The 25,184-nt window shown below is 59.2% G+C and carries 22 protein-coding genes; 10 read left to right on the top strand and 12 right to left on the bottom strand.

Annotation, left to right across the window (positions count from 1 at the left end; translation table 11 throughout):
• Positions 1–5: 5 nt before the first annotated feature.
• From EPD60_RS15795 to aepX, 3 genes are read right to left on the bottom strand one after another with little or no spacing between them, the layout of a single operon-like run.
• A complete protein-coding gene (locus tag EPD60_RS15795) occupies positions 6–1,046 on the bottom strand; it encodes an iron-containing alcohol dehydrogenase (protein WP_131450495.1) in 1,041 nt (346 codons plus the stop codon).
• Positions 1,043–2,149 carry a phosphonopyruvate decarboxylase gene (gene aepY / locus EPD60_RS15790; RefSeq protein ID WP_131450494.1) on the bottom strand — a complete coding sequence of 369 codons (1,107 nt, stop codon included), beginning with the start codon at positions 2,147–2,149 and terminating at the stop codon, positions 1,043–1,045. Before aepY ends, EPD60_RS15795 begins: the two co-directional genes overlap by 4 nt.
• Complete coding sequence (aepX, locus tag EPD60_RS15785) at positions 2,146–3,447, bottom strand: phosphoenolpyruvate mutase (RefSeq protein WP_131450493.1); 1,302 nt, start codon at positions 3,445–3,447, stop codon at positions 2,146–2,148. The genes aepY and aepX overlap by 4 nt, the downstream gene beginning before the upstream one ends.
• 134 nt (positions 3,448–3,581) lie before the next feature.
• On the opposite strand from aepX, the gene EPD60_RS15780 reads away from it, so the two are divergent.
• Together EPD60_RS15780 and EPD60_RS15775 are read left to right on the top strand one after the other, a co-directional pair.
• Positions 3,582–5,180 carry a hypothetical protein gene (locus tag EPD60_RS15780; RefSeq protein ID WP_131450492.1) on the top strand — a complete coding sequence of 533 codons (1,599 nt, stop codon included), beginning with the start codon at positions 3,582–3,584 and terminating at the stop codon, positions 5,178–5,180.
• Positions 5,177–6,685, top strand: a complete 1,509-nt coding sequence (locus EPD60_RS15775; RefSeq protein WP_131450491.1) for an alkaline phosphatase family protein — start codon at positions 5,177–5,179, stop codon at positions 6,683–6,685. The genes EPD60_RS15780 and EPD60_RS15775 overlap by 4 nt, the downstream gene beginning before the upstream one ends.
• 9 nt (positions 6,686–6,694) lie before the next feature.
• Here EPD60_RS15775 and porQ read toward each other — a convergent pair whose 3' ends face one another.
• From porQ to EPD60_RS15750, 5 genes are all read right to left on the bottom strand, one after another.
• Complete coding sequence (gene porQ, locus EPD60_RS15770; protein ID WP_131450490.1) at positions 6,695–7,735, bottom strand: type IX secretion system protein PorQ; 1,041 nt, start codon at positions 7,733–7,735, stop codon at positions 6,695–6,697.
• A 126-nt stretch (positions 7,736–7,861) separates the two neighbouring features.
• A complete protein-coding gene (gene lon, locus EPD60_RS15765; protein ID WP_131450489.1) occupies positions 7,862–10,276 on the bottom strand; it encodes an endopeptidase La in 2,415 nt (804 codons plus the stop codon).
• Between the two features lie 74 nt (positions 10,277–10,350).
• Positions 10,351–10,710, bottom strand: coding sequence for a four helix bundle protein (locus EPD60_RS15760; RefSeq protein WP_131450488.1), 360 nt, complete (start codon positions 10,708–10,710; stop codon positions 10,351–10,353).
• 144 nt (positions 10,711–10,854) lie between these two features.
• On the bottom strand, positions 10,855–11,442 hold the full coding sequence (locus tag EPD60_RS15755; protein WP_165871577.1) for a porin family protein: 588 nt from the start codon (positions 11,440–11,442) through the stop codon (positions 10,855–10,857).
• Between the two features lie 212 nt (positions 11,443–11,654).
• A complete protein-coding gene (locus EPD60_RS15750; protein ID WP_131450486.1) occupies positions 11,655–12,656 on the bottom strand; it encodes a hypothetical protein in 1,002 nt (333 codons plus the stop codon).
• A 265-nt stretch (positions 12,657–12,921) separates the two neighbouring features.
• On the opposite strand from EPD60_RS15750, the gene EPD60_RS15745 reads away from it, so the two are divergent.
• Complete coding sequence (locus EPD60_RS15745; protein WP_131450485.1) at positions 12,922–14,133, top strand: IS256 family transposase; 1,212 nt, start codon at positions 12,922–12,924, stop codon at positions 14,131–14,133.
• A gap of 142 nt (positions 14,134–14,275) precedes the next feature.
• On the opposite strand, the gene EPD60_RS15740 is transcribed toward EPD60_RS15745, so the two are convergent.
• Both EPD60_RS15740 and EPD60_RS15735 read right to left on the bottom strand, forming a co-directional pair.
• Positions 14,276–15,523 (bottom strand): metallophosphoesterase, encoded by a 1,248-nt coding sequence (locus tag EPD60_RS15740; RefSeq protein ID WP_131450484.1) that lies wholly within the window; start codon positions 15,521–15,523, stop codon positions 14,276–14,278.
• Positions 15,524–15,581: 58 nt separating this feature from the next.
• Positions 15,582–17,120 carry a PAS domain-containing sensor histidine kinase gene (locus tag EPD60_RS15735; RefSeq protein WP_131450483.1) on the bottom strand — a complete coding sequence of 513 codons (1,539 nt, stop codon included), beginning with the start codon at positions 17,118–17,120 and terminating at the stop codon, positions 15,582–15,584.
• 290 nt (positions 17,121–17,410) lie between these two features.
• Between EPD60_RS15735 and EPD60_RS15730 the strand changes: the two genes are divergently transcribed.
• The 7 genes from EPD60_RS15730 (at position 17,411) to EPD60_RS15700 (ending at position 24,170) form a co-directional block, all read left to right on the top strand.
• Positions 17,411–18,091 (top strand): metal-dependent hydrolase, encoded by a 681-nt coding sequence (locus tag EPD60_RS15730; RefSeq protein ID WP_131450482.1) that lies wholly within the window; start codon positions 17,411–17,413, stop codon positions 18,089–18,091.
• 86 nt (positions 18,092–18,177) lie between these two features.
• Positions 18,178–18,984, top strand: coding sequence for a ParA family protein (locus tag EPD60_RS15725; protein WP_131450481.1), 807 nt, complete (start codon positions 18,178–18,180; stop codon positions 18,982–18,984).
• Between the two features lie 186 nt (positions 18,985–19,170).
• The gene (locus tag EPD60_RS15720) at positions 19,171–20,091 is read left to right on the top strand and encodes a ParB/RepB/Spo0J family partition protein (protein WP_131450480.1); all 921 of its coding nucleotides are present in this window, start codon (positions 19,171–19,173) and stop codon (positions 20,089–20,091) included.
• Positions 20,084–20,713 (top strand): DUF5683 domain-containing protein, encoded by a 630-nt coding sequence (locus EPD60_RS15715; protein WP_131450479.1) that lies wholly within the window; start codon positions 20,084–20,086, stop codon positions 20,711–20,713. The genes EPD60_RS15720 and EPD60_RS15715 overlap by 8 nt, the downstream gene beginning before the upstream one ends.
• A 26-nt stretch (positions 20,714–20,739) precedes the next feature.
• On the top strand, positions 20,740–21,456 hold the full coding sequence (gene dapB, locus EPD60_RS15710) for a 4-hydroxy-tetrahydrodipicolinate reductase (RefSeq protein WP_131450478.1): 717 nt from the start codon (positions 20,740–20,742) through the stop codon (positions 21,454–21,456).
• A 249-nt stretch (positions 21,457–21,705) separates the two neighbouring features.
• Positions 21,706–23,508, top strand: coding sequence for a tetratricopeptide repeat-containing sensor histidine kinase (locus tag EPD60_RS15705; protein WP_131450477.1), 1,803 nt, complete (start codon positions 21,706–21,708; stop codon positions 23,506–23,508).
• Between the two features lie 23 nt (positions 23,509–23,531).
• Positions 23,532–24,170 (top strand): response regulator, encoded by a 639-nt coding sequence (locus EPD60_RS15700; protein WP_131450476.1) that lies wholly within the window; start codon positions 23,532–23,534, stop codon positions 24,168–24,170.
• On the opposite strand, the gene EPD60_RS15695 is transcribed toward EPD60_RS15700, so the two are convergent.
• Together EPD60_RS15695 and EPD60_RS15690 are read right to left on the bottom strand one after the other, a co-directional pair.
• Positions 24,160–24,612 (bottom strand): hypothetical protein, encoded by a 453-nt coding sequence (locus EPD60_RS15695; RefSeq protein WP_131450475.1) that lies wholly within the window; start codon positions 24,610–24,612, stop codon positions 24,160–24,162. The genes EPD60_RS15700 and EPD60_RS15695 overlap by 11 nt on opposite strands.
• Before the next feature lie 41 nt (positions 24,613–24,653).
• Positions 24,654–25,169, bottom strand: a complete 516-nt coding sequence (locus EPD60_RS15690) for a hypothetical protein (protein ID WP_131450474.1) — start codon at positions 25,167–25,169, stop codon at positions 24,654–24,656.
• Positions 25,170–25,184 lie beyond the last annotated feature (15 nt).

Below are 25,184 nucleotides of genomic sequence, written 5' to 3'. Positions count from 1 at the left end.
GGCATCTACCAGGTTGCGCGGAGCACTGCTTCGAGTTCCGCGGCCCGGAAAGGTACCGGGTTATTGGCAAATCGTTCTGCGTTGATATGGGTAAACCATTCCGGGATACAACGGGGAGAAAGGCCCAGGTCAGACAGGCGGGCGGCAAGGCCCAGCCCGGCCACAAAAGCCTGCCATCCCGAGGCCGCCTCCTCACCATTGGCGGCACCCAGGAGCTGAAGCGCCGAGTCGTAACCCGCTCCCGACGCCGTGTTGTACCGTAGAAATACAGGCAAGAGCAGCGCTACGGCATGGCCGTGGTCGATGCCATGGACGGCCGTGAGGTAATACGAGAGTGCATGCGCGCCCGTGGTGCGGCTTTGCTGGATGGCCGCGCCCGAGCCGTGCGCCGCATATAATGCACCGAGCGCCAGGTCATCGTTGCCGGGCTCCCGAACGAACGCAGGCAGGTTGGCCCGCAGCCAGCTTCCGGCTTCCCAGGCGCGCACCGACGATGCCGGTGTGGCCCGCCGGCTCCAGAGTGCCTCAACGCATTGTGCAAGCGCATCGAGGCCCGACAGGGCCCGCTGCCGGGCAGGCAGGCCCCGGAGCAATTCGACGTCCCAAACTACCGCATGGGGCAGCAGGGCCGGGTGCTCCAGTGAAATTTTTTCCGTACCGCGGTACACCACGGCAAAGGAGGTAGCATCGGAACCACTGCCCGCAGTGGTGGGCACCGCCACAAAGAGGCGTGTCTCCTTGCGGGCATAATACAAAAGTGCTTTGGCGCAGTCGATGCTTCGGCCGCCACCGATGACGATCACCGAATCAATCCCCGCTGTCATGGCGGCGGCAACCGGCTCCAGGACGCTTTGCTGGAGGAGTCCCGCCGGTACTTCAAACCCGGATACAAGCCGGTCCCCGAGACGGGTCCGCAGGTCGGCCGCTGCAGCCGACCGGATGAAATGCCCGCCTCCCACCAGCAACACTTTTTCCGCCGCGGCACCGCGTAGCAACTGTTCCAGCTGCGGTGCCACAGCACCAATGCGGTAGGCAGGCGTCATCATTGCTCAAAGGATTTTCGGAAACGCGCGCCCGCTAACCGGGGTTCTTCCGAAGGGCGCGACAGCTTCGCGGGTGTATGGGTGTTGATCCGTATTTCTACAAAGGCGCCGCGGGCATCGCCATGACGGTTCCAGCCATGCAGGTCGGCTGCCGTTGTGAGCCGCGACGCGAAGCGGAAGCCGCAGGCTTTGGCAATGCACACAAAGTCGGTGCGGAAGCCAAGTGTGGGCTGGCGACCAACCGATTCGTGCGCCCCGTTGTTGAGCACGACATAAAACAGGTTGTCCAGCCCCAGGCTGCCGGAAAGTGCCAATGCGCCGAGGTGCATCAGTAGGGCGCCGTCGCCATCCAGTACCAGAACCGGCCCGTTGCTGTGCAGGGCGATGGCGGTGGCGATGCTGCCGGCGTGCCCCATGGCACCAACGTTCAGCAAAGCATCAAGCGGTTGTTCCTGCCCGTTGTTCCATTCGTTGAAAATGCGGCCGATCTTGCCGGTGCTGCACACAACGCGGGTTCCTTTCGAAAGGCCCGTGCACAGGATATCGATGGCAGACGCCGCCGAAAGCGGGTAGTCTTCCTGCTGCGGGAGCGCCAATTCCTCAAAAACACCCCTGGCCACTACGATAGCTACCGGGCGGCTTTCGCCAAGGGCCTGTGCAGCTGCCTGGCGTATTGTTTCCTGCCAGTTTCCATCAGTCGGATGCAGGTAGTGCAAGGGCACCTCCAGTGCTTCAAGGAGCGGGCCGGTGGCGGCACCCATGCGGGTATGCTGCGGCTCATCAGGCCGGCCGGGCTCTCCGCGCCATCCTACCAGCAGCAGCATCGGGATGCTGTATACGGTCGGGTCGGCCAGGGAGGTAAGCGGGTTAACGAGGTTGCCCAGCCCTGAGTTCTGCAAATACACCAGTGGCAGCCCGCCGGTGGCAAAATGGTAGCCGGCGGCAAGCCCGAGGGCCGCGCCTTCGTTGACGGCCACGAGGTGCTGCTCCGGGGGCGCAGCCGCCAGCGCCGCGCTGAAACTGGAAAGCAGGGAATCGGGTACGCCAGCGAAAAAGCCGACACCCGATGCACGCAGGGACTGTATAAATACGGATGCCGCGATCATTGCCCGGGTATCAGTTTAAAAAAATCCTTGATGGAAATGATATCCTGCTCCACGCCTTCGGCACGCCCTTCGCGAAGCAGGCGCTGCGCGGTACGGGCCATCGCCGGGTAGGCACTGCGCAGCAGGTGGTTGGCATAGATGACCAGGTTAAAACCGGCCTCCTGCAAGGCATCAATCGAAACCGCGGGGTAGGTGCTCGGTACCGCCACCAGCGGCACGTCGGGGTGCGCCATCCGGAAGCGCCGTGCGAATTCGATGACATCTTCTCCGGAGGTATTCTTGCTGTGGATCATGATGCCGCCGGCACCGGCGGCAACGTAGGCTTCGGCACGCGCATAGGCGTCCTCCATGCCCTTCCCGAGGATGAGGCTTTCGATGCGGGCAATGATCCGGAAGTCCGCGGTAATGCGGCTTGCATTGCCGGCGCGGATCTTTTCGCAAAAGTCGATGATGCTGTCCTGCTCGTGCACCGAGCTCTCCTCGAGCAAGGAGTTGCGCTTGGCGCCGATCTTGTCTTCCACGATAATGGCCGAAACGCCGAGGCGCTCCAGGGTGCGTACCATAAAGGGGAACTGGTCGATGCGCCCGCCGGTGTCGCCGTCGAAGATGATCGGGCGGGTGGTCACCTCGAGAATTTCGTTTACGGTTTGCAGGCGCGAGGTAAAGTCAACGGCTTCGATGTCGGGCTTGCCCTTGGCGGTGGAGTCGGTGAGCGAGGAAAGCCAGATGGCATCGAACTCGAGCGCCCGCCCTTCGTCGTCGAAAGCGGTAGCGCCTTCCACGATCATCGCGCTGAGGCCGTTGTGCGCCTCAAGCGCGCGGAGGATAGGCTTTACCGAAAGCAGTCGCCCGAAGCGCTTGCGGCGGGCTTCCGGTGTGATGCCGATCTCGCGGAGCGAGCGTTGGATTGCCGTGGAGGAAATGCCGCGGGTGTAGGGAACCTCAATGAGCTCGCCGCCCCATTCGGCGAGCACCTCGATCACGCGCTGCCGCGTGGCTTGCTGCACGCCTGTTTTCCAGTCGTCGCCGTGGACCACGTAGCGCGGCCGCAGCCGGCGCAGGTTGGCGCTGTAGTCAAGGGTTTCCTGGGCCACCACCTCGCTCACGTCGCGGAGGCCGGCCACAATGGCACGGCGCTGTTCGAAGCTAAGCAAGGGCACGCGCTTGTAGCTGGCGATGGCTTCGTCGGTAAGCAGGCCCACCACCACCGGCCCGAGCTCACGCCCCCTGCTGATAATATTGAGATGCCCGGGATGTATGAGGTCGGCACTCATGCCGATGTAAACAAGATTATCCATATTCGGAATGCGGCTTCAACGCGCCGCGCCCAAAAATAGCCATTCGGTGGCGGAGCGCTGCGGGCAATGGCTCCATTGTAACATCCTTGTCGCTAAAATTGCGTTTATTTGGCCGCAGCCGCGCACATTCTACCATGCTTTCCAAACGATCCGACAAGTTCCGGCAACTCCTTTTTTGCTTTTGCGTGACGCTGGCGTACGTGCTGCTGTTCCAGGTTGCTTTTCACCCGGTATATGGCACCGTGGAAGATGCCTTCATCCTCTACCAGCTTTCCGGCGGCTTTGGCAGCCCGCCAACCGAGCTCGTTCACTACAACCATATCCTTCACCCGATCTTTTCGCTCCCCCTGAAGTTTTTGTTTGTGCTGACGGCGAACATCAACTGGTATTCCCTGTTTCTTGTTGCGGGCCACCTGGCGGCAGGCACCATCTTAAGTTTCTGTCTCGTGCGCGCCAACGCCCCCCTTCGCGGCGTTCTTTTCTTCACGTTCTTCTTCTGGGTATACGAAGCCCGCTTCCTGCTCAGCCCCAATTTCACCAACACTGCGCTCGTGCTCGGCATGGCGGGCGTGCTGCTGCTGTTTACAGGCGCACCGCCCACCGGGAGAAGTATCCGGGCCGGCGCGGTCACCTACGTGGCCGCCTCGCTGGTCCGCATCCACGTGATCCTCCCGCTGCTCCCCCTGGCGGCGCCCTTCTGGCTGCTGCGGCGGGGCTGGCAGCCGCGCCTGCGCGTGGCCGCCTGGACTGGTGGCGCCCTGCTCACCATCCTGTTGCTGCACGTTGTGCACCGGCAGTATTACGAGGCACGCATACCGGGCTGGAAAGAAGAAGAAGCTTACCGCCAGGTAGCCTACCGTTTTTATAATCACCGCAACCTCGCGAAGCCCGCGCCCGGCGACAGCGGCTACCTCGAAAGCCGTCTCATTAACTACGGCCCGCTGCTCGATACCGCGGTGCTTTCCACCCAAAAGCTGGAAGCGCTTTACCAGCGCGGCACCCGGCCCGGCTTCGCCGTCGATCCCGGTTCGGAAACCTTTCGTTGGTTCATGATCAATAACCGCCTGTTTTTCCTAAGCCTGCTGGCAGCACCGCTTTTCATCCGCAGGCGCGCGGTGCTCCTTGCCTTCGCAGGCAGTGTACTGATTGCGGTTGCACTCTGGGCAGTGCTCGTTTATCTTTTTGCCAAAGTGCCCGACTACCTCCTGTTCACGTTGCTCGGGTTCCCGGTGCTCCTGGCACTGGCATCGAACGAGCCGGCACCGGAAGCCGGCCGTCGCCGCTGGCTGCTCGCCCTTCCGCTGTTTTTAGCGGCCTGGGGTGCGCGCCTGCTGCTGCAATACGACCGGGCGAACCTGCAGCAACGTACGGCCTTCCGCCAGGCGCACGCCCTGTTGGCGAAGCACCCGCACCTGCTCTTTTTTACAAGCATGGAATATTACCCGCTTTACGGCTACCCGGTATGGGAGCCACCGGCGCGCTACCCGATGCATAATATCATCGGGAGCGAACATTTCCTGCACCGTATTTCCGCTCCGGTTTTGCACCGCTTTGGGTTGGAGTCGGTGCGCGACTTTCCCCGACATGCAAACGCCTGCCTCATCGGCTGGAACGAGCAGGATATGCTGCACTATTTTCAACTTTTTTACCGCGAGCCGCTCGGGCTGCGAGCGCTGCCCTGGCACCAGGGCAGGCTCCGTCCCTACCAGGTGCGTGTTATCCAAGGTCCATGAGCAACCGTAGTTTCATACCGCGTTCACTACACCGCTGGCCACTCTTCCTGGCCCTGCTGCCCATGCTTTCTTTGTGGCATGCCGGCAACGAGCTGTTCGGCTTCGTGCGCGCCGGCGAAGCCCTCCAGTACCTGCTGTATTGCGGCACCTGGATTGCGGTGTTCTTCGGGTGCGCGCGCCTGCTGCTCCGCTCCACTGCTGCGGCGGTACTGCTTGCTTTTTTCCTCGCCGTCTTCTTCGTTTTTTTCGGAGCCGTTTATGACGCCGCGGCGAAACTGCTGCCCGTACGCCTTGTCTCTTACAAGCTTTTCCCTTTTGTCCTGCTGGCCGTTCTGCTGCTGGCGGCCCGTGGGTGCATCCGCGCCCGGCGCGCCGGCAAACCGGTCTATTATTATCTCAACCTGCTGCTGCTGGTGTTGTGCGCCACCGAAGCGGTGACCTCCGTATTCCGCTACAGCGATTACCGCCGCCATCACAATCTGATCATCGCCGATATGCCGCTCTCGGAGCGCTTTCAGCCGGCGATGCCGCAACCGGAGAAGCCCGACGTGTATGTGCTGGTGCTGGATGAGTACAGCCGCGCCGATGCCTTGCAGCGTATGGGCTTCAACAACCAGCCTTTTGTCGACAGTCTGCGCGCACTCCGATTCTTTGTGGCCGACAGCAGCCGCGCCAACTACAACTTCACGCCCTATGCCATGGGCAGCTGCCTCAACATGCGCTACGTGGATCCGGCATCCGGCACCAATGGCACGGACCCGGTGCTGATGCTGCGCGCCGTGCATTCGGTGAGCGACAATGAAACCTTCCGCATCTTCCGGAAGATGGGTTACGAGCTGCGCTTCTACGCCTCGCTCGACAACCCGTACCAGAAGCGCAAAAGCCTCAACGAATTCGGCAACTTCACTTATGTGCAGGTATTCGGCGGGCTCTTCACCTCCCGCCTTGTGCGCGATCTTGGCTGGCGTGGCGAGCCCCTTACCGCGCTCATCACCTCGAAGCCTTACCACTATTTCGACCTGGATCAGCGCGAGCGTGACATCCGGTATTACCTGGACGAAACCTGCCGCAGTGCCGACAGCGCCCGCCGCGCGCCGCGGCTGGTATATTGTCACCTGCTGCTTACCCACAAGCCTTTTCTATTTGACAGCGCCGGTCGGCGCAAGCCCGCCGACCGGGTGCTCCACGAAGAAGGCGTCAGCGATTACCTCGACCAGGTGCGCGTGGCCAACCGGGAAATGCTGGACCTTATTTCCTGTATCCGGGAAAACGGGAAAAAGAATTCGATTATCCTGCTGCTTAGCGATCATGGCAGCCGCCTCGAAAAAGCGCACAAGGCCGATGCCTTTAAAAACCTTTGCGCGATTTATTATCCCGACAGCGCCTACGGCGGGCTTTCGCCGGAACAAAGCCCGGTGAACCTGTTCCGGTACCTGTTCAACCAGCGCTTCGGGCAGCACTACCCACTGCTGCCAGACAGCTCGGTATTCGTTCGCTATGAATAAGAAGGCTGTTCAGACCCTGCGCTGCAGCGGCAGTTGCAGCCCTAACTGGTTGTAGGCATTGCCGCGCTGGAAATAAGCGCGCGCATATTGCACCTGCAGGCGGTTGAAACGGGCACGGAAACCCGTAGAGAAGCCATTCAGCCCATTGCCCGAGCTGCCGACGTTCAGCTCGTAGCGGCGCAGGAAGTTGTAGCCGAAAGTGACCTCGAAATTGCGTCCGAGGTACAGGTGCGATGCCAGCACAAAGTGATTGAACAGCTTTGCGGCGAAACCATCCTTTCCTGTGAATCCATTTTCTGCATTAAAGTTCCCGTCGTTATAGGTCGTGTTGAAGCCGTTGATATGCTGGGCCGTCAGCGAAAAGCCGAAGGGTGCCCGGGCAAGCCGCTTGGTGACGCCTGCCTGTAAGTCAAAAGGCAGGTCCTCGCGGCTGCCGCCGTAGCCCGAAAGCTGCCCGCCCATATTGCGTGCTGTGAGACCGGCGCTGAAGCGGCGGGCCGTGTCGGCATAGTGCAGGCCGAGATCAAAGGCGAGACCGGTGGAGCGGTAGCTGCCAAAGCTGGAGCGGATTACTTTCGCGGTAAGCCCATAGCGCCAGCGTTCGCCATAGCTGCGGGCAGCCGACACCTGGAAGGAAAAATCGGTGGGATGAAAGTTCCCGAGTTCATTGCCGTAGATATCGCCCTGCGGCAGGCTGCCGTAGTCAACGAAAAACAAGCCGCCGCCAAAGGTGGTGTTCCACTTTTTCGCATAGTAAACACCGCCCAGCTGGTAGGCTTTCGTGGCGGCAAAGAATGCATTGAAGTTGGCGCTCACCTGGCTGTGCAGGGATGGGTCGAGCAGGGCCGGGTTATTGAGTGCAAGCCCCACGTCGCCGCCGTTGTACGACACGTTGACACCGCCCGCGGCCGATAGCGCCGGCGTTGCCGGGAGGTTGAGAAAATTATAGACCGTGCTGCCCCCGACAGTCTGCGCCGAAAGCCGCGGGGAGGCAATCAAAAAAAGTAAAGCGAATGGTGTCAGTTTCCGGAGTCGCACGGGTGGCAGCATTGAGCCATGAAGATACACCGGCCTGTGGGAAAGGAAATGTTCAATATTCAATACGCAATTTTCAATGTTCAAGTCGGGGATTGCCGCCACCTGAGCCCTTGAGTTTTGAATATTGATTATTGAACATTATTTTTTTTCCAGCGCCAGTTCCAGCACCTCATTCATGGTACGCACGTAGTGAAACTTCAGGCCCTTGATAAAAGCCGGATTGATCTCCTGCACGTCTTTTTCGTTTTGCCAGCACAGGATCAGCGAGCGGAGACCCGAGCGTTTTGCCGCAAGCACTTTCTCCTTGATGCCGCCTACCGGCAGCACCTGGCCACGCAGGGTGATTTCGCCGGTCATACCGAGGTGCGAGCGCACGCGGCGGCCGGTATAGGCCGACGCCAACGCGGTGAGCATGGTAACGCCGGCGCTGGGACCATCCTTGGGCACCGCACCTTCCGGAACGTGGATATGCGCCGTCTTCTTTTCAAAAACGGACGGCTCAAGACCTGCCAGTGCGGCATTCGACTGGAGCCAGGAAAGCGCCGTGGCCGCACTCTCCTTCATCACCTGGCCGAGGTTGCCGGTAAGCCGCAGCTCGCCCTTTCCTTCGCTCAGGGTCGTTTCAATAAAAAGAATATCGCCACCAACATATGTGTAAGCGAGGCCGACGGCGACGCCGGGCATTTTTACCGTCTGGTATAATTCATTGTTGTGACGCGGGCGGCCGAGGATGCGCTCCACGTCTTCGACACTCACCGAAGGCTTCAGCTTTTCATCCATGGCCAGCGTCCGTGCCTGGTGGCGCATGATGGCTGCCAGCTGCCGGTCGAGCTCACGCACGCCGCTTTCGCGGGTGTAGCTGGCGATGATATGCTCCAGCACTTTGTCGGAGACCTTGAACCTGGCATCGCGGAGACCGTGCGCTTCTTTCTGCTTCGGCACGAGGTGGCGTTTCGCGATCTCGATCTTTTCTTCCATCGCGTAGCCGCTCAGCTCGATGATCTCGAGGCGGTCGCGGAGCGCGGGCTGGATCGTCTGCAGGTTGTTGGCCGTGGCGATGAACAGCACCTTGCTCAGGTCGTATTCGAGCTCGAGGTAGTTGTCGTAAAAAGTATTGTTCTGTTCCGGGTCAAGCACCTCCAGCAGCGCGCTGCTCGGGTCGCCGCGGTGGTCGGCCCCGACCTTGTCGATCTCGTCGAGTATCATCACGGGGTTGGCGGAGTGCACCTTGCGCAGCGATTGCAGGATGCGCCCCGGCATGGCGCCGATATAGGTTTTGCGGTGGCCGCGCACCTCGCTTTCGTCGTGGATGCCGCCGAGCGACAGCCGCACGTACTTGCGGCCGATGGCGCTGGCGATGGACCGGCCGAGCGAGGTTTTGCCGATACCCGGCGGACCGTAGAAACACAGGATGGGTGATTTCATATCGCCCTTCAGCTTCAGCACGGCGATGTATTCGAGAATGCGCTCTTTGATTTTGTCCATCCCGTAATGATCGGCATCGAGAATGGCGCGCGCATGCTTCAGGTCGTACTTGTCGTCGGTGTGCTCGTTCCAGGGCAGGTCGAGCATGAAGTCGAGGTGGTTGTACACCACCGAGTAGTCGGGTGTGCTGGGATGCATCCGCTCCAGCTTTTCCACGCCCTTGCGAAAGAGGTCGCGCGCCGCGTCGGTCCACTGCTTGGTCTCGGCCTTTTTGCGCAGCTCCTGCAGCTCGCGCTCGTTGACGTCGCCACCGAGTTCTTCCTTGATGCTTTTGAGCTGTTGCTGCAGGAAGTATTCGCGCTGCTGCTTGTCGAGCTCCGCGCGCGTTTTGTTGGTCACCTTGTTTTTGAGCTCGGCAAACTGCAACTCTTTCTGCAGGAAGCCAAGCAGCAGCTCGGCCCGCTCGCTGATATCGTTGGAGGCAAGCAGCTGCTGCTTTTCGTGGAGCTCGGTATTGAGGTTGCTCGATACGAAGTTGAGCAGGAAGTTGGGGCTTTCGATATTCTTCAGGATCACCGAAGCTTCGGAAGGCAGGTTGGGTGAGAGCTGGATCAGTTCGGCGGCCATGTCTTTGATATTGGCGACATAGGCGCCGAAATCCGGATCGGCGGGCACGGGCGCGTCGGGCACCAGGGCCACTTCGGCGCGGAACCAGGGCTCCTCGGCCGTCACCTCGGTGATGGAAAAGCGCGTCTTCCCCTGGATGATGATGGTAATGCCGCCATCGGGCATCTTAATCTGCTTTACGATCCGGGCTACGGTTCCGATTCTTTCGAGGTCGGCGCCGGTGGGGTTTTCCACGGCCGGGTCTTTCTGGGCTACGACGCCGATATAGCGGCCGCCGCCATAGGCTTCGTTGACGGCGCGGATGCTTTTGTCGCGACCCACCGTGATGGGCAGCACCACGCCCGGGAACAGCACGGTGTTCCGCAGCGGCAGCAGCGTCAGCTCAGAAGGCACCGTCGCCGGATCAAACGATTCGGCGTCCTGCTCATTGAGCGGGATAATGGGCAGGAAGTCCATCTCGTCTTCACTGGCCAGGAATTTATTCAGATCGGAAAGCTTCATTGGAAAACAGCAAACGGCAAAGATAATGGCGGGATCCTAGGATCTGGAATCTGAAAATCTGGAATTTGGGCTACCTATTTCCTTGTTTTCTTTTCTGACAATGTTTTCTCCGAAGCAGTAAAAATGGCCGTTAGCTCGCGCGCCTCCACCCGTAAGCGACGTGATTCTATATCGTTGACCATAGTTTCTTCTATAACCCCCAGCCAGTATTCCGATTCATCCGCTTCTTCCAGAACAACCTTGATTTTATAATGAAAATCTGTGTTCGACTTTGCCCTAGCCGAAGCCCGATAATTAGCGGCAACCGAACCGGCCGCACGAATCAATTGTTTTGCCGTCTCAAAACCGGCAGGATCACCAGGAAGCCGCTTACAAAGCCGGATGACGTCAACATGAAATTGCCGGGTGCGCCCCTCTAATTCTTTACGATTCATTTTTTATGCAAAATGAAATGCTGTTCCTGATGCAACCATGGGAAAACCCTCACCATTTTAAAGGAAAATTCACCCGGTTTGGGTGAATTCAAACATTCTCAATTCGAAATTTCTACCAGATTCCAGATAGTCCAGATTCCAGATCTAAAGAGTGAACCCCACCGACAGCTGTATCGCTTGGTTTTTCCACTTGCTGGTGGTCCCTATGTCGTTGATGTTGTTGAGGCCAACGGCATAGCGGCCGGAGAAGCGCAGCTTGCTGAGCGCGATTTGCGCGCCGCCCAGGAGCGAGAAGTCGCCCCTTTTGAAAGCATTGCTCCCGTTCTGCAGCAGGTTTTCATCCTTGTTGATCAGCACGCCGAACTGCGGGCCGGCCTGCAGGCTGAATACGGAGCCCAGCTTGTAGTTGAGCAGGATCGGGATGGAGAGGTAGTTGAGTTTCACATTGCCCGATGTGGCGTCGCTGAACGCATTTGAATAGACCTGGCGGAAGGAGGTGTCGTAGCGCGACTGGTACTGGTTGAAGAGCACTTCCGGCTGAATGCCGAACTTCTTGCCGAGCCCGATCTCGGCAAAGCCGCCGAGGTGGTAGCCGGTGTTGAAGCCTTCTTTGAAGGATTGCCCTTCGACCTTTGATAAGTTGACACCACCCTTAACACCGAAGTGAAACTGGGCGAAGACCGCCTGCGCCGAAAACAGCGCCGCGGACAAGAGTAGCCATTTTCCTTTCATGGAAGTTGTTTTTGCATCGCGATCAAGGTTCATGCCATCAAATGCAGAGGTCACGTTAAAGCTGAGGGGTAGGTTGGTTAATTGGTAAGGAGAACTAAAAGTCGAACCCTCTAACCGTTTCGGACAGTCTGAATTTCATTGTTATTTCGGTTAGGCTTCTCCGTTAACACAAGAAATCTCAAATCGAAAATCCGAAATCAAAAATCTGAAATCTAAAATATGAGCCCCGCGTTGAAGCGGAAGATGCCCATAAAACGGTTGCTGGAGGCGGGAAAGTAGTAATTGGTCACGTATTGCGGCTGCAGCAGGAAGCACTTCCAGGTCCATTCGAGTTTGAGGGAGGCCGCGGCCGAGAGCGGCTGAAAATACAGCTGGTCGTCGAGGTACTGGTTTTCGGTGGCTACGAGCTCATTGAGGTTGGTGGCGCGCGTAGTGCCGTAGGTGTTGGCGTTCTGGTTGAAACCGAACTTCTGGGTGCCGGCGGTAAACACCAGCTGCGGGGTGATGCGCAGGGCCGCGCCTTTTAATCCGGCGTTCAGAAAGTAGAAATCATGCCGCAGGGAAAGCGCCGCGGAAAAATCGCTCACCTTCTCGTCGGTGCGGATGCGGGTAAACCCATCGGGCCGCAGGCGGAGCGAGATGATGTAGGCCTCCCGCTCTTCAACTGCCGACCGGCTGCCCCAGCCATAGCTTAGCAGCATGGAGGGGCGCACCCACCAGCGCTTCCAGCTGAAGTAAGCCCCTAGCTCATTGAGCAGCGGCGTGGTATAAAAGGGAAGATTTTTCCGGGTGAAATAGCGGGTGAAGCTGGCACCGGTCACGAAGTTGTCGCTCCCGAGGTAATCGTAAGAGCCGGTGGCGAGGTACTGAAAGGGATTGAGTTTTTCGCCGTCGTTCACCACCGTGGCCGACAGGTTGAGGCCGAAGCCGCTTTTGTGAAAATAACCGAATGCCGGTGTGTAGGTGGTTTGCCTGCGGGCCGCAAGCTCGTAATTGCCACTTTGCTGGTAATTGAAATAAGCCTGGCTGATGCCGAGTTCGGCAAGCACGAAGGTGTGGGGCGCCAGTACGGAGTCGAGATAGGACTCCATATCTCCGAACAGCTCGTCGTAATAGGCGGTGGAGTCCACAACGACGCGGGTCGAGTCTTTCCGTTGCGCGTTGACCGCGCCGCCGGCAAAAAGCAGGAGCACACAAACGATTCCGATTCTCATGGCGGCGGCAGGGGCTGGTACGCCGCCCCAACTGTTGACGTGAGAAAAAGGAAATCGTTTAATCACAGTGAGTTAGATAGGAAGGAAAATTAAGGGAAAGAAGTTTTTCACCGCAAAGAGAAAAAGAAAAGGAGTTGATACGCTAAGGAAAGGTTCTGTGGTTCTGAGGTTCTGGGGTTGGTTTAAGCTCATTCAAAAAAAGACCAACAATCAAGAGTATGCTCAATAAAGTGTGTCAGTTTAATAATGATTAAATTGATATACGATGGAGAAGAAACCATTTGACTTTGAAGCTTTTGTGAGGGAGGCTGGCGAGCAGCTTCGTTCAGGCAAGCCTTTAGTGGGTGCGGAAGGTGTTTTTACACCACTTTTAAAGCGCGTTATTGAAGCTTCGCTGGAAGGCGAGTTGGATGCGCACCTGAAGGCGGGTAAAAGGGGTGGTGGCAACCGACGCAATGGCCACACACAAAAAAACATACAAAGCTCTTTGGGCGGTTTTGCTGTTTTTTCGCCCCGCGACCGCGACGCCTCCTTCGAGCCGCAGACAGTGGCCAAGCGCCAGCGGGTGATCTCCGAGGACATGGATCAGAAGATTTTAAGCCTCTATGGGATGGGGTTATCTTATTCGGACATCCAGCAGCATCTAAAAGAGATCTATGACTTTGATATCTCGGACGGAACCCTGACGGCGATTACCGACCGGATCATTCCGGCTATCAAAGAGTGGCAAAACCGGGTACTGGAGAGCGTTTATCCCGTGGTGTGGCTCGACGCCATCCACTTCAAGGTCCGCCAGGACGGCGTTGTCAAGACCCGCGCCATCTACTCCATACTGGCCGTTTCCACAGAGGGGCAAAAGGAAGTGATCGGTATTTACTTCGGTGAAAATGAAGGCGCTGCCTTCTGGCGCTCGGTGCTCGCCGACCTGAGACACCGGGGTGTCCAGGACATCCTGATTGCCTGCATCGATAACCTGAAGGGGTTTGCAGAAGCCATAGAAGACTTATTCCCCCAGACCGAAGTGCAGCTGTGCCTGGTGCACCAGATGCGCAACTCGATGAAGTATATGAACTGGAAGGACCTGAAGCCTTTTGTGCGCGATCTGAAGCAGATCTATAAGGCCGTCAATGCAGCCATGGGCCTGCACTACCTGGAGGAAGCCGAGAAGAAGTGGGGTAGCAAATACAGCGTCATCTTCAAGAGCTGGCGAACCAATTGGGAGCGGCTCCGCACGTTCTTCAACTACTCGCCTGCTATCAGAAAAATCATCTATACCACCAATCCCATTGAGAGCTACCACCGCATGGTGCGCAAAGTCACCAAGACAAAAGGCGCGTTCTCTTCCGAAGATGCTATCGTCAAGCAAATCTACCTGGCCACCATAAATGCTAACACCAGGTGGCAAGGCACCATGTTCGGATGGACAACCGTCCGTACAGAGCTAACTTTGAAGTACGCAGACAGGCTGAATAAATAAATGACACACTTAACTGAGCACTACCACAATCAAAATAAAAAGTCCCGCTGCAGGCGGGACCTTATCAATCGTATTCCTTATGCGAAACGCTTATTCAACTTCTTTTCTTCGCGGTGAAAGACTCTTCTTCTCTTTCAAAACCTTACACCAGCTCCAGCAGTGTTATCTCCGGCATGATGCCCACGCGGCCCGGGTAGCCAAGAAATCCGAAGCCGCGGTTGACATAGAGCCGCTGCCGGCCGGCTTCGTAAAGCCCCGCCCACTGCCGGTACACATACTGCACCGGGCTCCAGCGAAAGCCGGGAAGCTCCACGCCGAACTGCATCCCGTGGGTATGCCCCGAAAGCGTCAGGTCGATGTCGCCGAATTTCGGGCGCACCTCGGCATCCCAGTGCGAGGGGTCGTGGCTCATGAGTATCTTGAAAGGAACGGCCTCGGTGCCCGGGTAAGCCTTGTCCATCCTGCCGTATTTCGGAAAGCGGGCCTTGGCGCCCCAGTTTTCAATGCCGATGAGTGCGATCTGCGCGCCGCCGCGCTCCAGCAGCACGTGCTCGTTCATCAGCAGGCGCCAGCCCATGCGGGCCTGCCCGTCTTTCAAAGCCTGTAGGTTGGCCCGCTTGGCCTCCGGAGAAGGCCAGCTGACATAATCGCCGTAATCGTGGTTGCCCAGCACCGAGTAAACACCCATCGGTGCTTTGAGCCGCGAAAAGATCGCCCAGTAGGGATTCATCTCGTCGGACGTATTGTTGACCAGGTCGCCGGTAAACAGAATGAGATCGGGCTGCAGGGCGAGCACTTTCTCCACGCCGCGCGCCACGGCAGCGGGGTCGGTAAAAGAGCCGCTGTGAATGTCGGACAGCTGCACCACCCTGAGCCCGCGAAAGGCGGCCGGCAGGTTGGGCGACTGGATCCGGACGCGTTTTACCCGGTAGCTGTATTTATTGCCCATCCCCCAGATCAGCGTCCCGAACAGCGTGCCCCCGGCTGCCAGCCCCAGCCAGCTCAGGAACACCGAGCGGGCAATGCCGCCACCCTGGATCTGCTGGCCTTCGGTGTTGGAAAAGAACAGGCGCCCGGCGCCCCACTGGAGCAGCCGCCGGATATCATCAATGAGAAAAAAGATGGCAGCAATGAGCTGCCCGAAGAACAGTCCCACCACGCTGACGAAAAGAAAATTGCGCAGCCCTTTGGGCAGTCCCGATGCGTTGATGGCGGGCAGAAAGAGCAGCACCACCAGGGCGAGGCCCGCCAACACCCAGTAGGCTACAAAGAGCACGGCGCGGGTGCGGTGCGTGGCCCCGGCCGACACCACCTTGAGTACCGAAAAAACGTACCAGTCGAGCAACAGCATCAGCCCAATGAGAATGAGCGAGAAGGTCGGGTTACGCATTCAAAGCATTTAGCCCTGCAAGTACGGCAAGAAACAGGCACGAAAACCGGGGCGGGTATCAGGCTACGGGCAGCAGCACATGAAAAACAGCGCCTTCGCCGGGTGTTCCCTCCGCCCAGATCTCGCCGCCGTGCCCGCGGGCCACCTTGCGGCAAAGTGCGAGCCCGACGCCGGTGCCCGTGTAGGCGTCGCGGCTGTGAAGACGCTGGAAGAGGGTAAAGATGCGCTCGGCCTGCTCCGGGTCGAAACCGATACCGTTGTCGGCCACCCGGATGCTGTGGTAGCTGCGCGCCCGGTCCAGCTCGGGAAAGCGCTCGAAGATGGCTTCCCCGGCGGGCTCTACGCTCACTGTCACCCGCGGCGTTCCCTCCGGGCGGGTGTATTTGAGCGCATTGGCCACGAGGTTGCCAAAGAGCTGGTGCAGCTGGTGGCGGATGCCGCGCACAAGCGGCAGGCTGCCCACGTGAACTTCGGCGCCTTTCTCCTGGATGCGCAGTTCCTCGTCCAGAAGAACTTCCGCCAGCACTTCGCCGAGCGGTACGGGCTCCAGGTCGGGCGCTTCGTGCCGTACGCTTGAAAACTCCAGCAGGTCGTCCACCAGCTGCTTCATCCGGGTGGCGGCCTGGCGGATCCGCTGCAGGTAGGTCGGGTTGCCTGCGTCTTCGGGCTCGAGGAGGCGCTCCGTGAAAACCAGGATCTTCCGGAGGGGCTCCTTCAGGTCGTGCGAGGCGATATAGGCAAACTGCTCGAGCTCTTCGTTCGACCGCCGCAGCGCCAGGGTGCGCTCGGCCACGGTACGCTCGAGGAATTCGGCGTTGAGCTTCTGGTCATGGATGTCGCTGGAGCTTCCAAGCCAGTAGAGGATGGCGCCGGTATGGTCCCGGATGGGCTCGGCGCGCGCGGCGTGCCAGCGGAGCGCGCCGTCGTGCCGGCGGTAGTGCATCTCGGCCTCGAACACCGTCCCTTCGCGCAGGCAGCGCTCCCATTTGACGGCGAGCTCCGGCCGCTCTGCCTCGGGGATCACGTTGATCCAGCCGCCGCTGAGCGCTTCGGCCGGCTCCTGTCCGGAGTAGGAGAACCAGCGCTGGTTGAAATACTGCATCAGGCCTTCGGGCGAAGCGGTCCAGGCCATCTGGGGCAGGGCGTTGAGCATGCGGCGAAGGCGCTCCTCTTCCTGGGCGGCGCGCTGCCGCGCCAGCACCTGGGTGGTCACCTCGAAGCCGAAGATCATCACCCCGGCGGTCTTTCCCTCCGCCAGGTAGGGCGCATACACCATGTTGAAGTACTTGGTGGTCGGGCGGCCCTCGCTGTTCCAGTCGGCAACGCCGGGAAATTCGTAGCCGTACACCGGCTCACCGGTGGCGTATACCGTGTCGAGCATCTCGAAATAGCCCTGTCCCTCCAGCTCGGGGGCCACCTCACGGGGCGTGCGCCCCAGGAGGGTCTTGCCTTCGTAAAGCCTGGAAAAAAGCGGGTTGGTGAAGGTGCAGCGCAGTTCGGGTCCTTCCAGGATCATGATCATGGCGGGTGCCTGCATGAACAGGCCGGTCATATTGGGATCGGAAGCGAGGGCTCCCGGGGTCGTTTCAGGGGGCATATGGTAAGGGAGAAAGGGGGCAAGATACGAAGCGGCGGGCAGCAGGAACGAGGGCCGCGGGCTTCCGGATCACCAGCCGGTGCTCCGAAATGACCGGCCGATGCTTCGGGATGACCGGGCGAAGCACCAGGATGGCTTGCCGGAAGGCCCGGGCGGGTGCAGGATGCCCCGGGTGCATAAACCCCGGAAAATGGGGGTCGGCCGGCGCCCGCCCTGAGGCCGGGCAATGGGGACAACTGCCCCCCACGCTTTAACGGCAAAAATGTATTTTTGCACCTATTCGATTGGTTATGAGACTGACGTATTACGGACATGCTTCTTTTGCGGTGGAAACCGGCGGCAAGGCCCTCCTTTTCGACCCCTTTATCACGCCGAACCCGGCGGCGAAGGCGATCGACATCGAAACCCTGCCCTGCGATTACCTGCTCCTCTCCCACGGGCACGGCGACCACGTGGCCGACGCGCCTGCCATCGCGCAGCGTACCGGCGCCACCGTCATTGCCTCGGCGGAAGTAGCCGGCTGGATGGAAAAGCAGGGTGCCGGAAACTGCATCGGGATGAACCAGGGCGGCAGGAAAAGCTTCGACTTCGGCGCCGTGAAATGCGTCAACGCCATCCACTCTTCGGGCCTGCCCGACGGCAGCTATGGCGGCAACCCGCTCGGCTTCGTGGTTACGACGCCGGAGCGCAGCTTCTACTACAGCGGCGATACGGCACTGACGATGGACATGCAGCTCATTCCGCGCTGGGCGAAGCTCGATTTCGCGGTGCTCTGCATCGGCGACCATTTCACGATGGGCTACGAAGACGCCGTGGAAGCGGCCCGCATGTGCGGCGCCACCCGCGTGGTGGGCGTTCACTACAACACCTTCCCGCCCATCGCCATCGACGTGGCAGCCGCCCGCAAGGCCTTTGCCGAAGCCGGCATCGAGCTGCTCCTGCCAGCCGTAGGAGAATCTATCGATCTCTGATCTCCGATGTCTGATTTGAAAGACAAAAAATAATTGACCCAAAAACAGATCCGAGATCCGAGATCGGAGATCTTAAGATTTACTTTATGGCTAGAATCATCGGCGTAGCGAATCAGAAAGGCGGCGTTGGAAAGACCACGACGGCCATCAACCTGGCGGCCTCCTTCGGCGTGCTCGAATACCGCACCCTGCTCATCGATGCCGACCCGCAGGCAAACAGCACCACGGGCGTCGGCTTCGACCTGCAGAACATCACCCACAGCCTTTATGACTGTATGGTGAACCAGGCCGGCGCACGCGACGTGATCCTCAAAACCGAAATTCCCAACCTCGATCTCATCCCCTCGCACATCGACCTGGTGGGCGCCGAGATCGAAATGATCAATTATCCCAACCGCGAAAACGTGCTCCGCCAGCTGGTGCACGAGGTGAAGGACGACTACGATTTTATCGTCATCGACTGCTCGCCTTCGCTCGGCCTCATCACTGTCAACGCGCTTACGGGCGCCGACTCGGTGATCGTGCCGGTGCAGTGCGAGTTCTTCGCCCTGGAAGGCCTGGGCAAACTGCTCAACACCATCAAGATCGTGCAGAGCCGCCTCAACCCCGAGCTCGCCATCGAGGGCATCCTCATGACCATGTACGACGGCCGCCTCCGCCTCTGCAACCAGGTGGTGGGTGAAGTACGCCGCCACTTCGAGGAGCTTGTGTTCAACACCATCATCCACCGCAACTCGCGCCTTTCCGAGGCGCCCTCCGTCGGCAAACCCGTCATCCTCTACGATGCCCACTCCAAGGGCTCGATGAACTACCTCAACCTCGCCAAGGAGATCCTGCAGAAGAACAATATGACGCGCATCTCGCAGGAGGAGCGCACGATGGAGGATGTCTGATCTCAGATCTCAGATTCCAGATTAAAAGATTCCAGATTAAAGAAAGGATCGCTACGCGATCCTTTCTTTTTGCTTGCGCCGGCCCGATCTGAGATCCGAGCTCCGAGATAAACAGATCTTTAAGAGTTTCACAATCGTTCCACGTCCGCTGCTTTCCGTACCTTCGTCGCCCTATTGTGACCGTGTATGAGTACTTCGAAGCAAAGCAACAAAGATGCGCTCGGTAAAGGCATCCGTTCCCTTCTCCAGAGCATCGATTCCGACCTGAAAACGCCGGCAGGCGCTGTAAAGCCGGGCGTGGTGCAGGAAGTGACCGGCATCCTGCGCATCCCCGTAGACCAGGTGGAGCCCAACCCCAAGCAGCCGCGCCGCGACTTCGACGAGACGGCCCTGCAGGAGCTGAGCACCTCCATCGGGATGCACGACATCATCCAGCCCATCACCGTGTCGAAGCTGCCGGGCGGCAAGTACCGCCTCATCTCGGGTGAGCGCCGCTGGCGCGCTTCCAAGATGGCCGGGCTCAAAGACATTCCGGCCTATATCCGCCAGGCCAACGACCAGGAGCTGCTCGAGCTCGCCCTGCTGGAAAACCTGCAGCGCGAAGACCTCAACGCCATGGAAGTAGCCCTCTCCTACAAGCGGATGATGGAAGAACTCACCTACACCCAAGAGCAGGTGGCCGAACGCATGGGCAAGGACCGCTCCACCGTCACCAACTACATCCGCCTGCTGAAGCTGCCGCCCGATATCCAGGTGGCGGTGCGCAACGGCGAGCTCAGCATGGGTCATGCCCGCGCGCTGATCAACGTAGACACGATCGATAAGCAGCTCTATATTTTCGAGGAGATCAAGGCCAAGGGCCTGTCGGTGCGCCAGACGGAAAACCTGGTACGCAATTTTTACAAAGACGGCAACGAGCCGAAGAAGGCGGACGCACCCAGCCTGCCGCCGACCTTCAAGAAGATCGAGGACAAGCTCGCCTCCCACTTCGCCACGCGCATCAAGATGCGCCACGCCAAGAACGGGTCGGGGCAGATCACCTTCGATTACTACTCGCTCGAGGAGCTCAACAAGTTGCTGGACCTCATGAACGTGACCATTGACTAAGAAGATCCATAGCGTGTTGCTGGCCGGCCTCCTGCTGCTTGCGGGAGGCGCCGGCGCGCAAACCGTTTCCGATGCCCACAACAAGCCGGTAAACGTGGACAGTGCCGTGGCCGCCGCGCCCCTGAGCCACGACCGGCAGATCGACTCCCTGCTGCGGTATCATACGCCGAAGAAGGCGGCGATCCGATCGGCCATACTTCCCGGTCTCGGTCAGATATACAACGGCAAGTACTGGAAGCTGCCGCTCGTGTACACCGCTATCGGAATACCGACGGCGATGTTCATTTACAACCTCACCTGGTACAAACGTACGCGCGAAGCCTATACCATCCTGGCCACGCACGACGTGGCGCGCTACCCGGAAATCCACGAGAAGCTGCAAGGATACGTGCGGTACAACAACGCCGCTGGCGTGCAAGCGCTGCGCAACCAGTTTCGCCGTGATGTCGACTTTTCTTTTCTCTATATCGTGCTGGCCTGGGGTCTCAACGTTGTGGACGCCACGGTAGACGCACACCTCAAGAGCTTCGACGTGAGTCCCGACCTGAGTCTGCGGATGAAGGCGGGCTACAGCGAGCTGGCGCAGACCAACGGGTTGAGCCTGGTGCTGAGTTTTCATTAAGGCCCACGCGCCCTTACCTTCGTTTCATGAAAATCGCACTGATTGGGTACGGTAAAATGGGCCAGCTGATCGACCGGATCGCGCAGGAGCGCGGGCACGAGGTGCTGTACCGCATTCATAGCGACAACCGCGAGGAATTCAACGAAGCCAACCTGCGTCGTGCCGACGTCGCCATTGAGTTTACCGGTCCGGAAAGTGCTTTTGACAACGTACGCCACTGCCTCGAATGGGGCGTGCCGGTAGTGAGCGGCTCCACCGGCTGGAACGAGCGGCTTGAAGAAGCCCGCCGTATTTGTACGGAAAGGGGAGGCACCTTTCTGCATGCCTCCAACTTCAGCATCGGCGTGAACCTTTTCTTCGAAGTAAACAAGCACCTCGCCCGCCTGATGGCCGCCCAGCCCCAGTATGATGTGGAGCTCAAAGAGATCCACCATACGGCGAAAAAAGACGCGCCGAGCGGCACCGCCGTTACGCTTGCCGAGCAGGTGCTGGAAGCGCTCGGCCGCAAGCAGCAATGGGTAAAGGAAACGGCTGCCGGCGCGCAGGACCTCGTTATCCGCAGCGAGCGCACCGACCCGGCACCCGGCACCCACCACGTGCGCTATTTCTCCCCCATCGACGACATCGAGATCATTCATACCGCCCACAGCCGCGAGGGTTTTGCCGCCGGCGCGCTCACCGCTGCCGAATTCGTGCACAACCGCAAAGGCGTCTTTACGATGAAAGACGTTCTCGGTTTCTAAATACTTTACCTGCAAAGCCCTTCAGCCGGTTTTAGGTACTGATGAGTTTAAAAATCCGTACCTTAAAATCCTAAACGGCATTGATATGGAACTACTGCTTTTACCCGCCAATCTCTTTGCCTCGCCACCGGCCGCAGCATTGAACGACCCGACGCGCGTAATGTCCGGCGGCTGAGCCCGTCTCCCCTGTCTAACCTATGATTGCAGTCTTCCGAATCCCGATCATTTCCTGACGGCAATCCATCGTCTATGCACCTGAGAACGATCCTACCGGTCGCCCTGGTATTTCTCTGTACTCATAGCCGGGCCCAGTTCCCCGACAGCTTTACCCGCCGGGTATCGGCAATCAGCGACCCGGCACAACGGCTGGAACAATACATCACTTACCTGGAGCCGCTGGCTGCGCGCGACTTCAACGCGGCCATGGCAGGCGGTGCCCCGGCGCTACGTCTTGCCCGCAGCCTCGGCAACACGGCAGCCGCCGGCCGCATAGAGCGGGTACTTGGCGAAGCGAGCTATTTCAAGGGACAATACGATGTGGCCGCCGGCCACCTGTACCGGTCGGTGCAGCTGCTGGAGAATTCGGGCCAGCCCGTGTACCTGGGCCACTCGCTGAATGCGCTTGCAAAGCTTTACCGCAAAACCCGCGACCTGCCGCGGGCACTGCAGCACTACGAGCGGGCCCTCGGGATATTCCGCGAGGCCGGCGATTCGGCCGGCGTTTCGATGATCCTAAACGAGTCGGGCGTAGTATTCGAATATGCGGGCAATTACGACGCAGCCGCAGCGCGCTACAGTGCCTCGCTCCGCATCGACGAGGAACGGCGCGACCCGCTCGGCATCTCCTACGCACTCAGTAATCTCGCAGGCGTATTTATCCTGCAGAAAAAATTCGCTGCAGCCGAACAATTCCTGCTTCGCGCCCTGCGCGTGCGCCAGGAGCTGAAAGACAGCTTCGCCCTCGCCCTCACCTATTCCGACCTCGGCTCCCTGTACCTTTCGGCGCAGGACCTGGGCAGCGCCCGTAGTTATACGGATACGTCTAATCGCCTGGCAGCTGCGATGGGTTACCGCGAGCTCCAGCGCAATAACCTCGACCTCCTGGCGCGCATTGCCGAAGCCGGCGGCAACAATGCCGCGGCGCTGGCGCTGTATCGCCAGAAATCGGCACTACAGGACAGCCTTTTCTCGCTGGAAAAAGCCCGTAGCATCGAAGAGCTCAACACGCGCTTCGAAACACTGAAGAAAGAACAAACGATCCGGGAGCAGCAGTTTGCCCTTGACCGGAAAAACCTCCTGCTGATCGCGTCGGCGGCGCTTCTTGTGCTCGGCACGGCGCTGGCGTATTCGGGTTACCGGCGGCGCCGGCTTGTGCACCGCCACGCACTGCAGCAACTGCTGATCCAGCAACAGGAAGCCGCCACCCGCGCCATCATCGAGGCCGAAGAATCGGAGCGGCAGCGGATCGCAAAAGAGCTGCACGACGGCGTAGGCCAGATGATGAGCGCCGCGCGGATGAACCTCTCGTCCCTCGGCAGCCGCCTGCCGCTCGGTGATGCCGACAACCGGAAAACCTTCGACAACGTCATCACGCTTGTTGACGAAAGCTGTCGCGAAGTGCGGGCCGTAAGTCATAACATGATGCCGAATGCCCTGCTCAGGAGCAGCCTTGCCGCGGCGCTGCGCGCGTTCATTGACAAGATCGACATAAAAGCCCTGCAGGTGCATTTGTACACCGAGGGGCTCGACGACCGGCTCGAAGACAACGTACAAACAGTGCTCTACCGCGTGGTGCAGGAATGTGTCAACAACGTGATCCGGCATTCCGGTGCCAGCCGCCTCGACATATCCCTCATCCGCGAGGGCAACGAGCTGACGGCAACTATTGAAGACAACGGCAGCGGCTTCGACCCGCAGGAGGCGGCCCAGGGGCTCGGACTGCGCAATATCCGCACCCGCATCGGCTACCTGAAAGGAAGCGTGGATTTCGATTCGCGTCCCGGGCGCGGCACGCTGGTGGCCTTTACGGTTCCGCTACAGGAAAGGATTTAGTGTTTCATTTTTTTGCATTGCTTATGAGAAAGATTTCTCTTGCTATTGTCGACGACCACCAGATCGTGATCGACGGCCTCCTGTCGCTGTTGGGGGATGAGCCGCAGTTTCATTTTGCCTTCGCCACCAACAACCCGGCAGAGGTGCTGCAGCGCCTGCAATCCGAGCCGGTCGACATCCTGCTTACCGACGTTATGATGCCCCGCATCCCGGGCAATGTGCTGGCCCGCGAAGTGCGGCGACACTTTCCCGCGATCAGGATTCTCGCCTTATCGATGAACGGTGATGGCGCACTGGTGCAAGAAATGATCGAAGAAGCGGGCATCTCTGGTTACATGCTGAAAAACACCAGCAAGGAAGAACTGGTGCGCGCACTCGAAAAGATCGCCCGTGGCGGGATCTGGTTTTCGGAGGAGGTGCTGACGGAACTGGAGCGCGCATCCGGACGCCACCGCGAAAACAGGCAGGCGCACCTGACCGACCGCGAGGTGGAAATAATCCGGCTCATTGAAAAAGAATATGGCAACAAGCTGATCGCAGAAACCCTGTTCATTTCTGAACGCACTGTAGAAACGCACCGCAAGAATATCCTGCGCAAGACCGGCACCAGCAGTGTGCTGGGGCTGATCAAGTATGCGTATGAGCACGGGGTTATCCGCTAAAGGCCCGGATGGCGGCAATGATCGCGGAATCGTCGTGGTCGCGCATCTCCGGCAGCTCGATCTTGCGTTGGTAAAGATTTCCCTGTTCGTCGTAATGCTGCACCAGCAGCACCTGGCGTACCTGGTCGATTCCGCGCGTGGACCGGAATTCTTCGGTCCGCACCTGCGCGCGAACAAAGCGGTCCCAGCCCGTAACCAGATTACCACCATGCTGAATGCCGCCCGGCCCGATGGCCAGGATCACCGGGCTGCGCCACCCTTTGATGATAGTGCCGATGCCGGCCAGCAGGATGATGCCCGCAACGATGGGACCAGCCGCCCCGATCAGGGCCATCACCACCCCGAAAACAATTATCGCCGCGCCGATGACGTAGTTAAATCGCTTCGACTCGCGAACCACCAGGGCCCCGGAAGAAAATTCGTTTGTTGTCGTGCTCGGCATCTGCTAAATATCGCTGAATGTTTTCTTTCTGAAAAAGGAACTTACACATCGTAATGCGTATCGCCGTCGTCGAGCCAGATTTCGCGGCCGCGACCAGGAACCACCTTAATGACAGCGGAACCCTGGAAATGAGCGATCGCTTCCATCAGCTGCGGCTCGTTGAAGCGCGGGGCATCGCTGATGTTGAGGCGCCGCCGGAAAACACCTCCGCCTTCGTGAAAATGGTCGACCTCCAGTATCAGGTAGACCATGGTGTTCCCTTTGCGCTGGCGCACCGTCTCCGTTGTAATACGTGCGCGCACAAAGCCCGCCCAATCGGTAATGTATTCCTTGCCGGCCCAGATGCCGTTGGGCCCGATCTCCACCAGCACGCGGGCCCGCTTTGCGCGCCACAGGGCCGTGGCGCCGGCCGCCATCAGTCCGCCCCAGAGAATCCAGACCTCAAACTTCCAGAAGGCCATGAGGATGCCAACGGCGCCGAAGGCGTATCCGGCACCCCGGTGCAGGCGGGTATCATCGGAAAGCACAAAAGACGGACGGCTGAGAAAGTTGGCCATAAACTAAAAATACGA

The sequence above is a fragment of the Flaviaestuariibacter flavus genome, from assembly GCF_004337505.1.
GTDB lineage: Bacteria > Bacteroidota > Bacteroidia > Chitinophagales > Chitinophagaceae > Flavisolibacter > Flavisolibacter flavus.
This window is presented reverse-complemented; position numbering and strand designations above follow the sequence as displayed.

Excerpts from the sequence above, each read along its gene's own strand:
- EPD60_RS15720 (WP_131450480.1), top strand. The coding sequence starts at position 19,171 with ATGAGTACTTCGAAGCAAAGCAACAAAGATGCGCTCGGTAAAGGCATC.
- aepX (WP_131450493.1), bottom strand. The coding sequence starts at position 3,447 with ATGGATAATCTTGTTTACATCGGCATGAGTGCCGACCTCATACATCCC.
- lon (WP_131450489.1), bottom strand. The coding sequence starts at position 10,276 with ATGAAGCTTTCCGATCTGAATAAATTCCTGGCCAGTGAAGACGAGATG.
- EPD60_RS15700 (WP_131450476.1), top strand. The coding sequence starts at position 23,532 with ATGAGAAAGATTTCTCTTGCTATTGTCGACGACCACCAGATCGTGATC.
- EPD60_RS15735 (WP_131450483.1), bottom strand. The coding sequence starts at position 17,120 with ATGCCCCCTGAAACGACCCCGGGAGCCCTCGCTTCCGATCCCAATATG.
- EPD60_RS15695 (WP_131450475.1), bottom strand. The coding sequence starts at position 24,612 with ATGCCGAGCACGACAACAAACGAATTTTCTTCCGGGGCCCTGGTGGTT.
- EPD60_RS15740 (WP_131450484.1), bottom strand. The coding sequence starts at position 15,523 with ATGCGTAACCCGACCTTCTCGCTCATTCTCATTGGGCTGATGCTGTTG.
- aepY (WP_131450494.1), bottom strand. The coding sequence starts at position 2,149 with ATGATCGCGGCATCCGTATTTATACAGTCCCTGCGTGCATCGGGTGTC.
- EPD60_RS15730 (WP_131450482.1), top strand. The coding sequence starts at position 17,411 with ATGAGACTGACGTATTACGGACATGCTTCTTTTGCGGTGGAAACCGGC.
- EPD60_RS15760 (WP_131450488.1), bottom strand. The coding sequence starts at position 10,710 with ATGAATCGTAAAGAATTAGAGGGGCGCACCCGGCAATTTCATGTTGAC.
- EPD60_RS15705 (WP_131450477.1), top strand. The coding sequence starts at position 21,706 with ATGCACCTGAGAACGATCCTACCGGTCGCCCTGGTATTTCTCTGTACT.
- EPD60_RS15690 (WP_131450474.1), bottom strand. The coding sequence starts at position 25,169 with ATGGCCAACTTTCTCAGCCGTCCGTCTTTTGTGCTTTCCGATGATACC.
- EPD60_RS15775 (WP_131450491.1), top strand. The coding sequence starts at position 5,177 with ATGAGCAACCGTAGTTTCATACCGCGTTCACTACACCGCTGGCCACTC.
- dapB (WP_131450478.1), top strand. The coding sequence starts at position 20,740 with ATGAAAATCGCACTGATTGGGTACGGTAAAATGGGCCAGCTGATCGAC.
- EPD60_RS15750 (WP_131450486.1), bottom strand. The coding sequence starts at position 12,656 with ATGAGAATCGGAATCGTTTGTGTGCTCCTGCTTTTTGCCGGCGGCGCG.
- EPD60_RS15725 (WP_131450481.1), top strand. The coding sequence starts at position 18,178 with ATGGCTAGAATCATCGGCGTAGCGAATCAGAAAGGCGGCGTTGGAAAG.
- EPD60_RS15780 (WP_131450492.1), top strand. The coding sequence starts at position 3,582 with ATGCTTTCCAAACGATCCGACAAGTTCCGGCAACTCCTTTTTTGCTTT.
- EPD60_RS15795 (WP_131450495.1), bottom strand. The coding sequence starts at position 1,046 with ATGATGACGCCTGCCTACCGCATTGGTGCTGTGGCACCGCAGCTGGAA.
- porQ (WP_131450490.1), bottom strand. The coding sequence starts at position 7,735 with ATGCTGCCACCCGTGCGACTCCGGAAACTGACACCATTCGCTTTACTT.
- EPD60_RS15745 (WP_131450485.1), top strand. The coding sequence starts at position 12,922 with ATGGAGAAGAAACCATTTGACTTTGAAGCTTTTGTGAGGGAGGCTGGC.
- EPD60_RS15755 (WP_165871577.1), bottom strand. The coding sequence starts at position 11,442 with ATGAAAGGAAAATGGCTACTCTTGTCCGCGGCGCTGTTTTCGGCGCAG.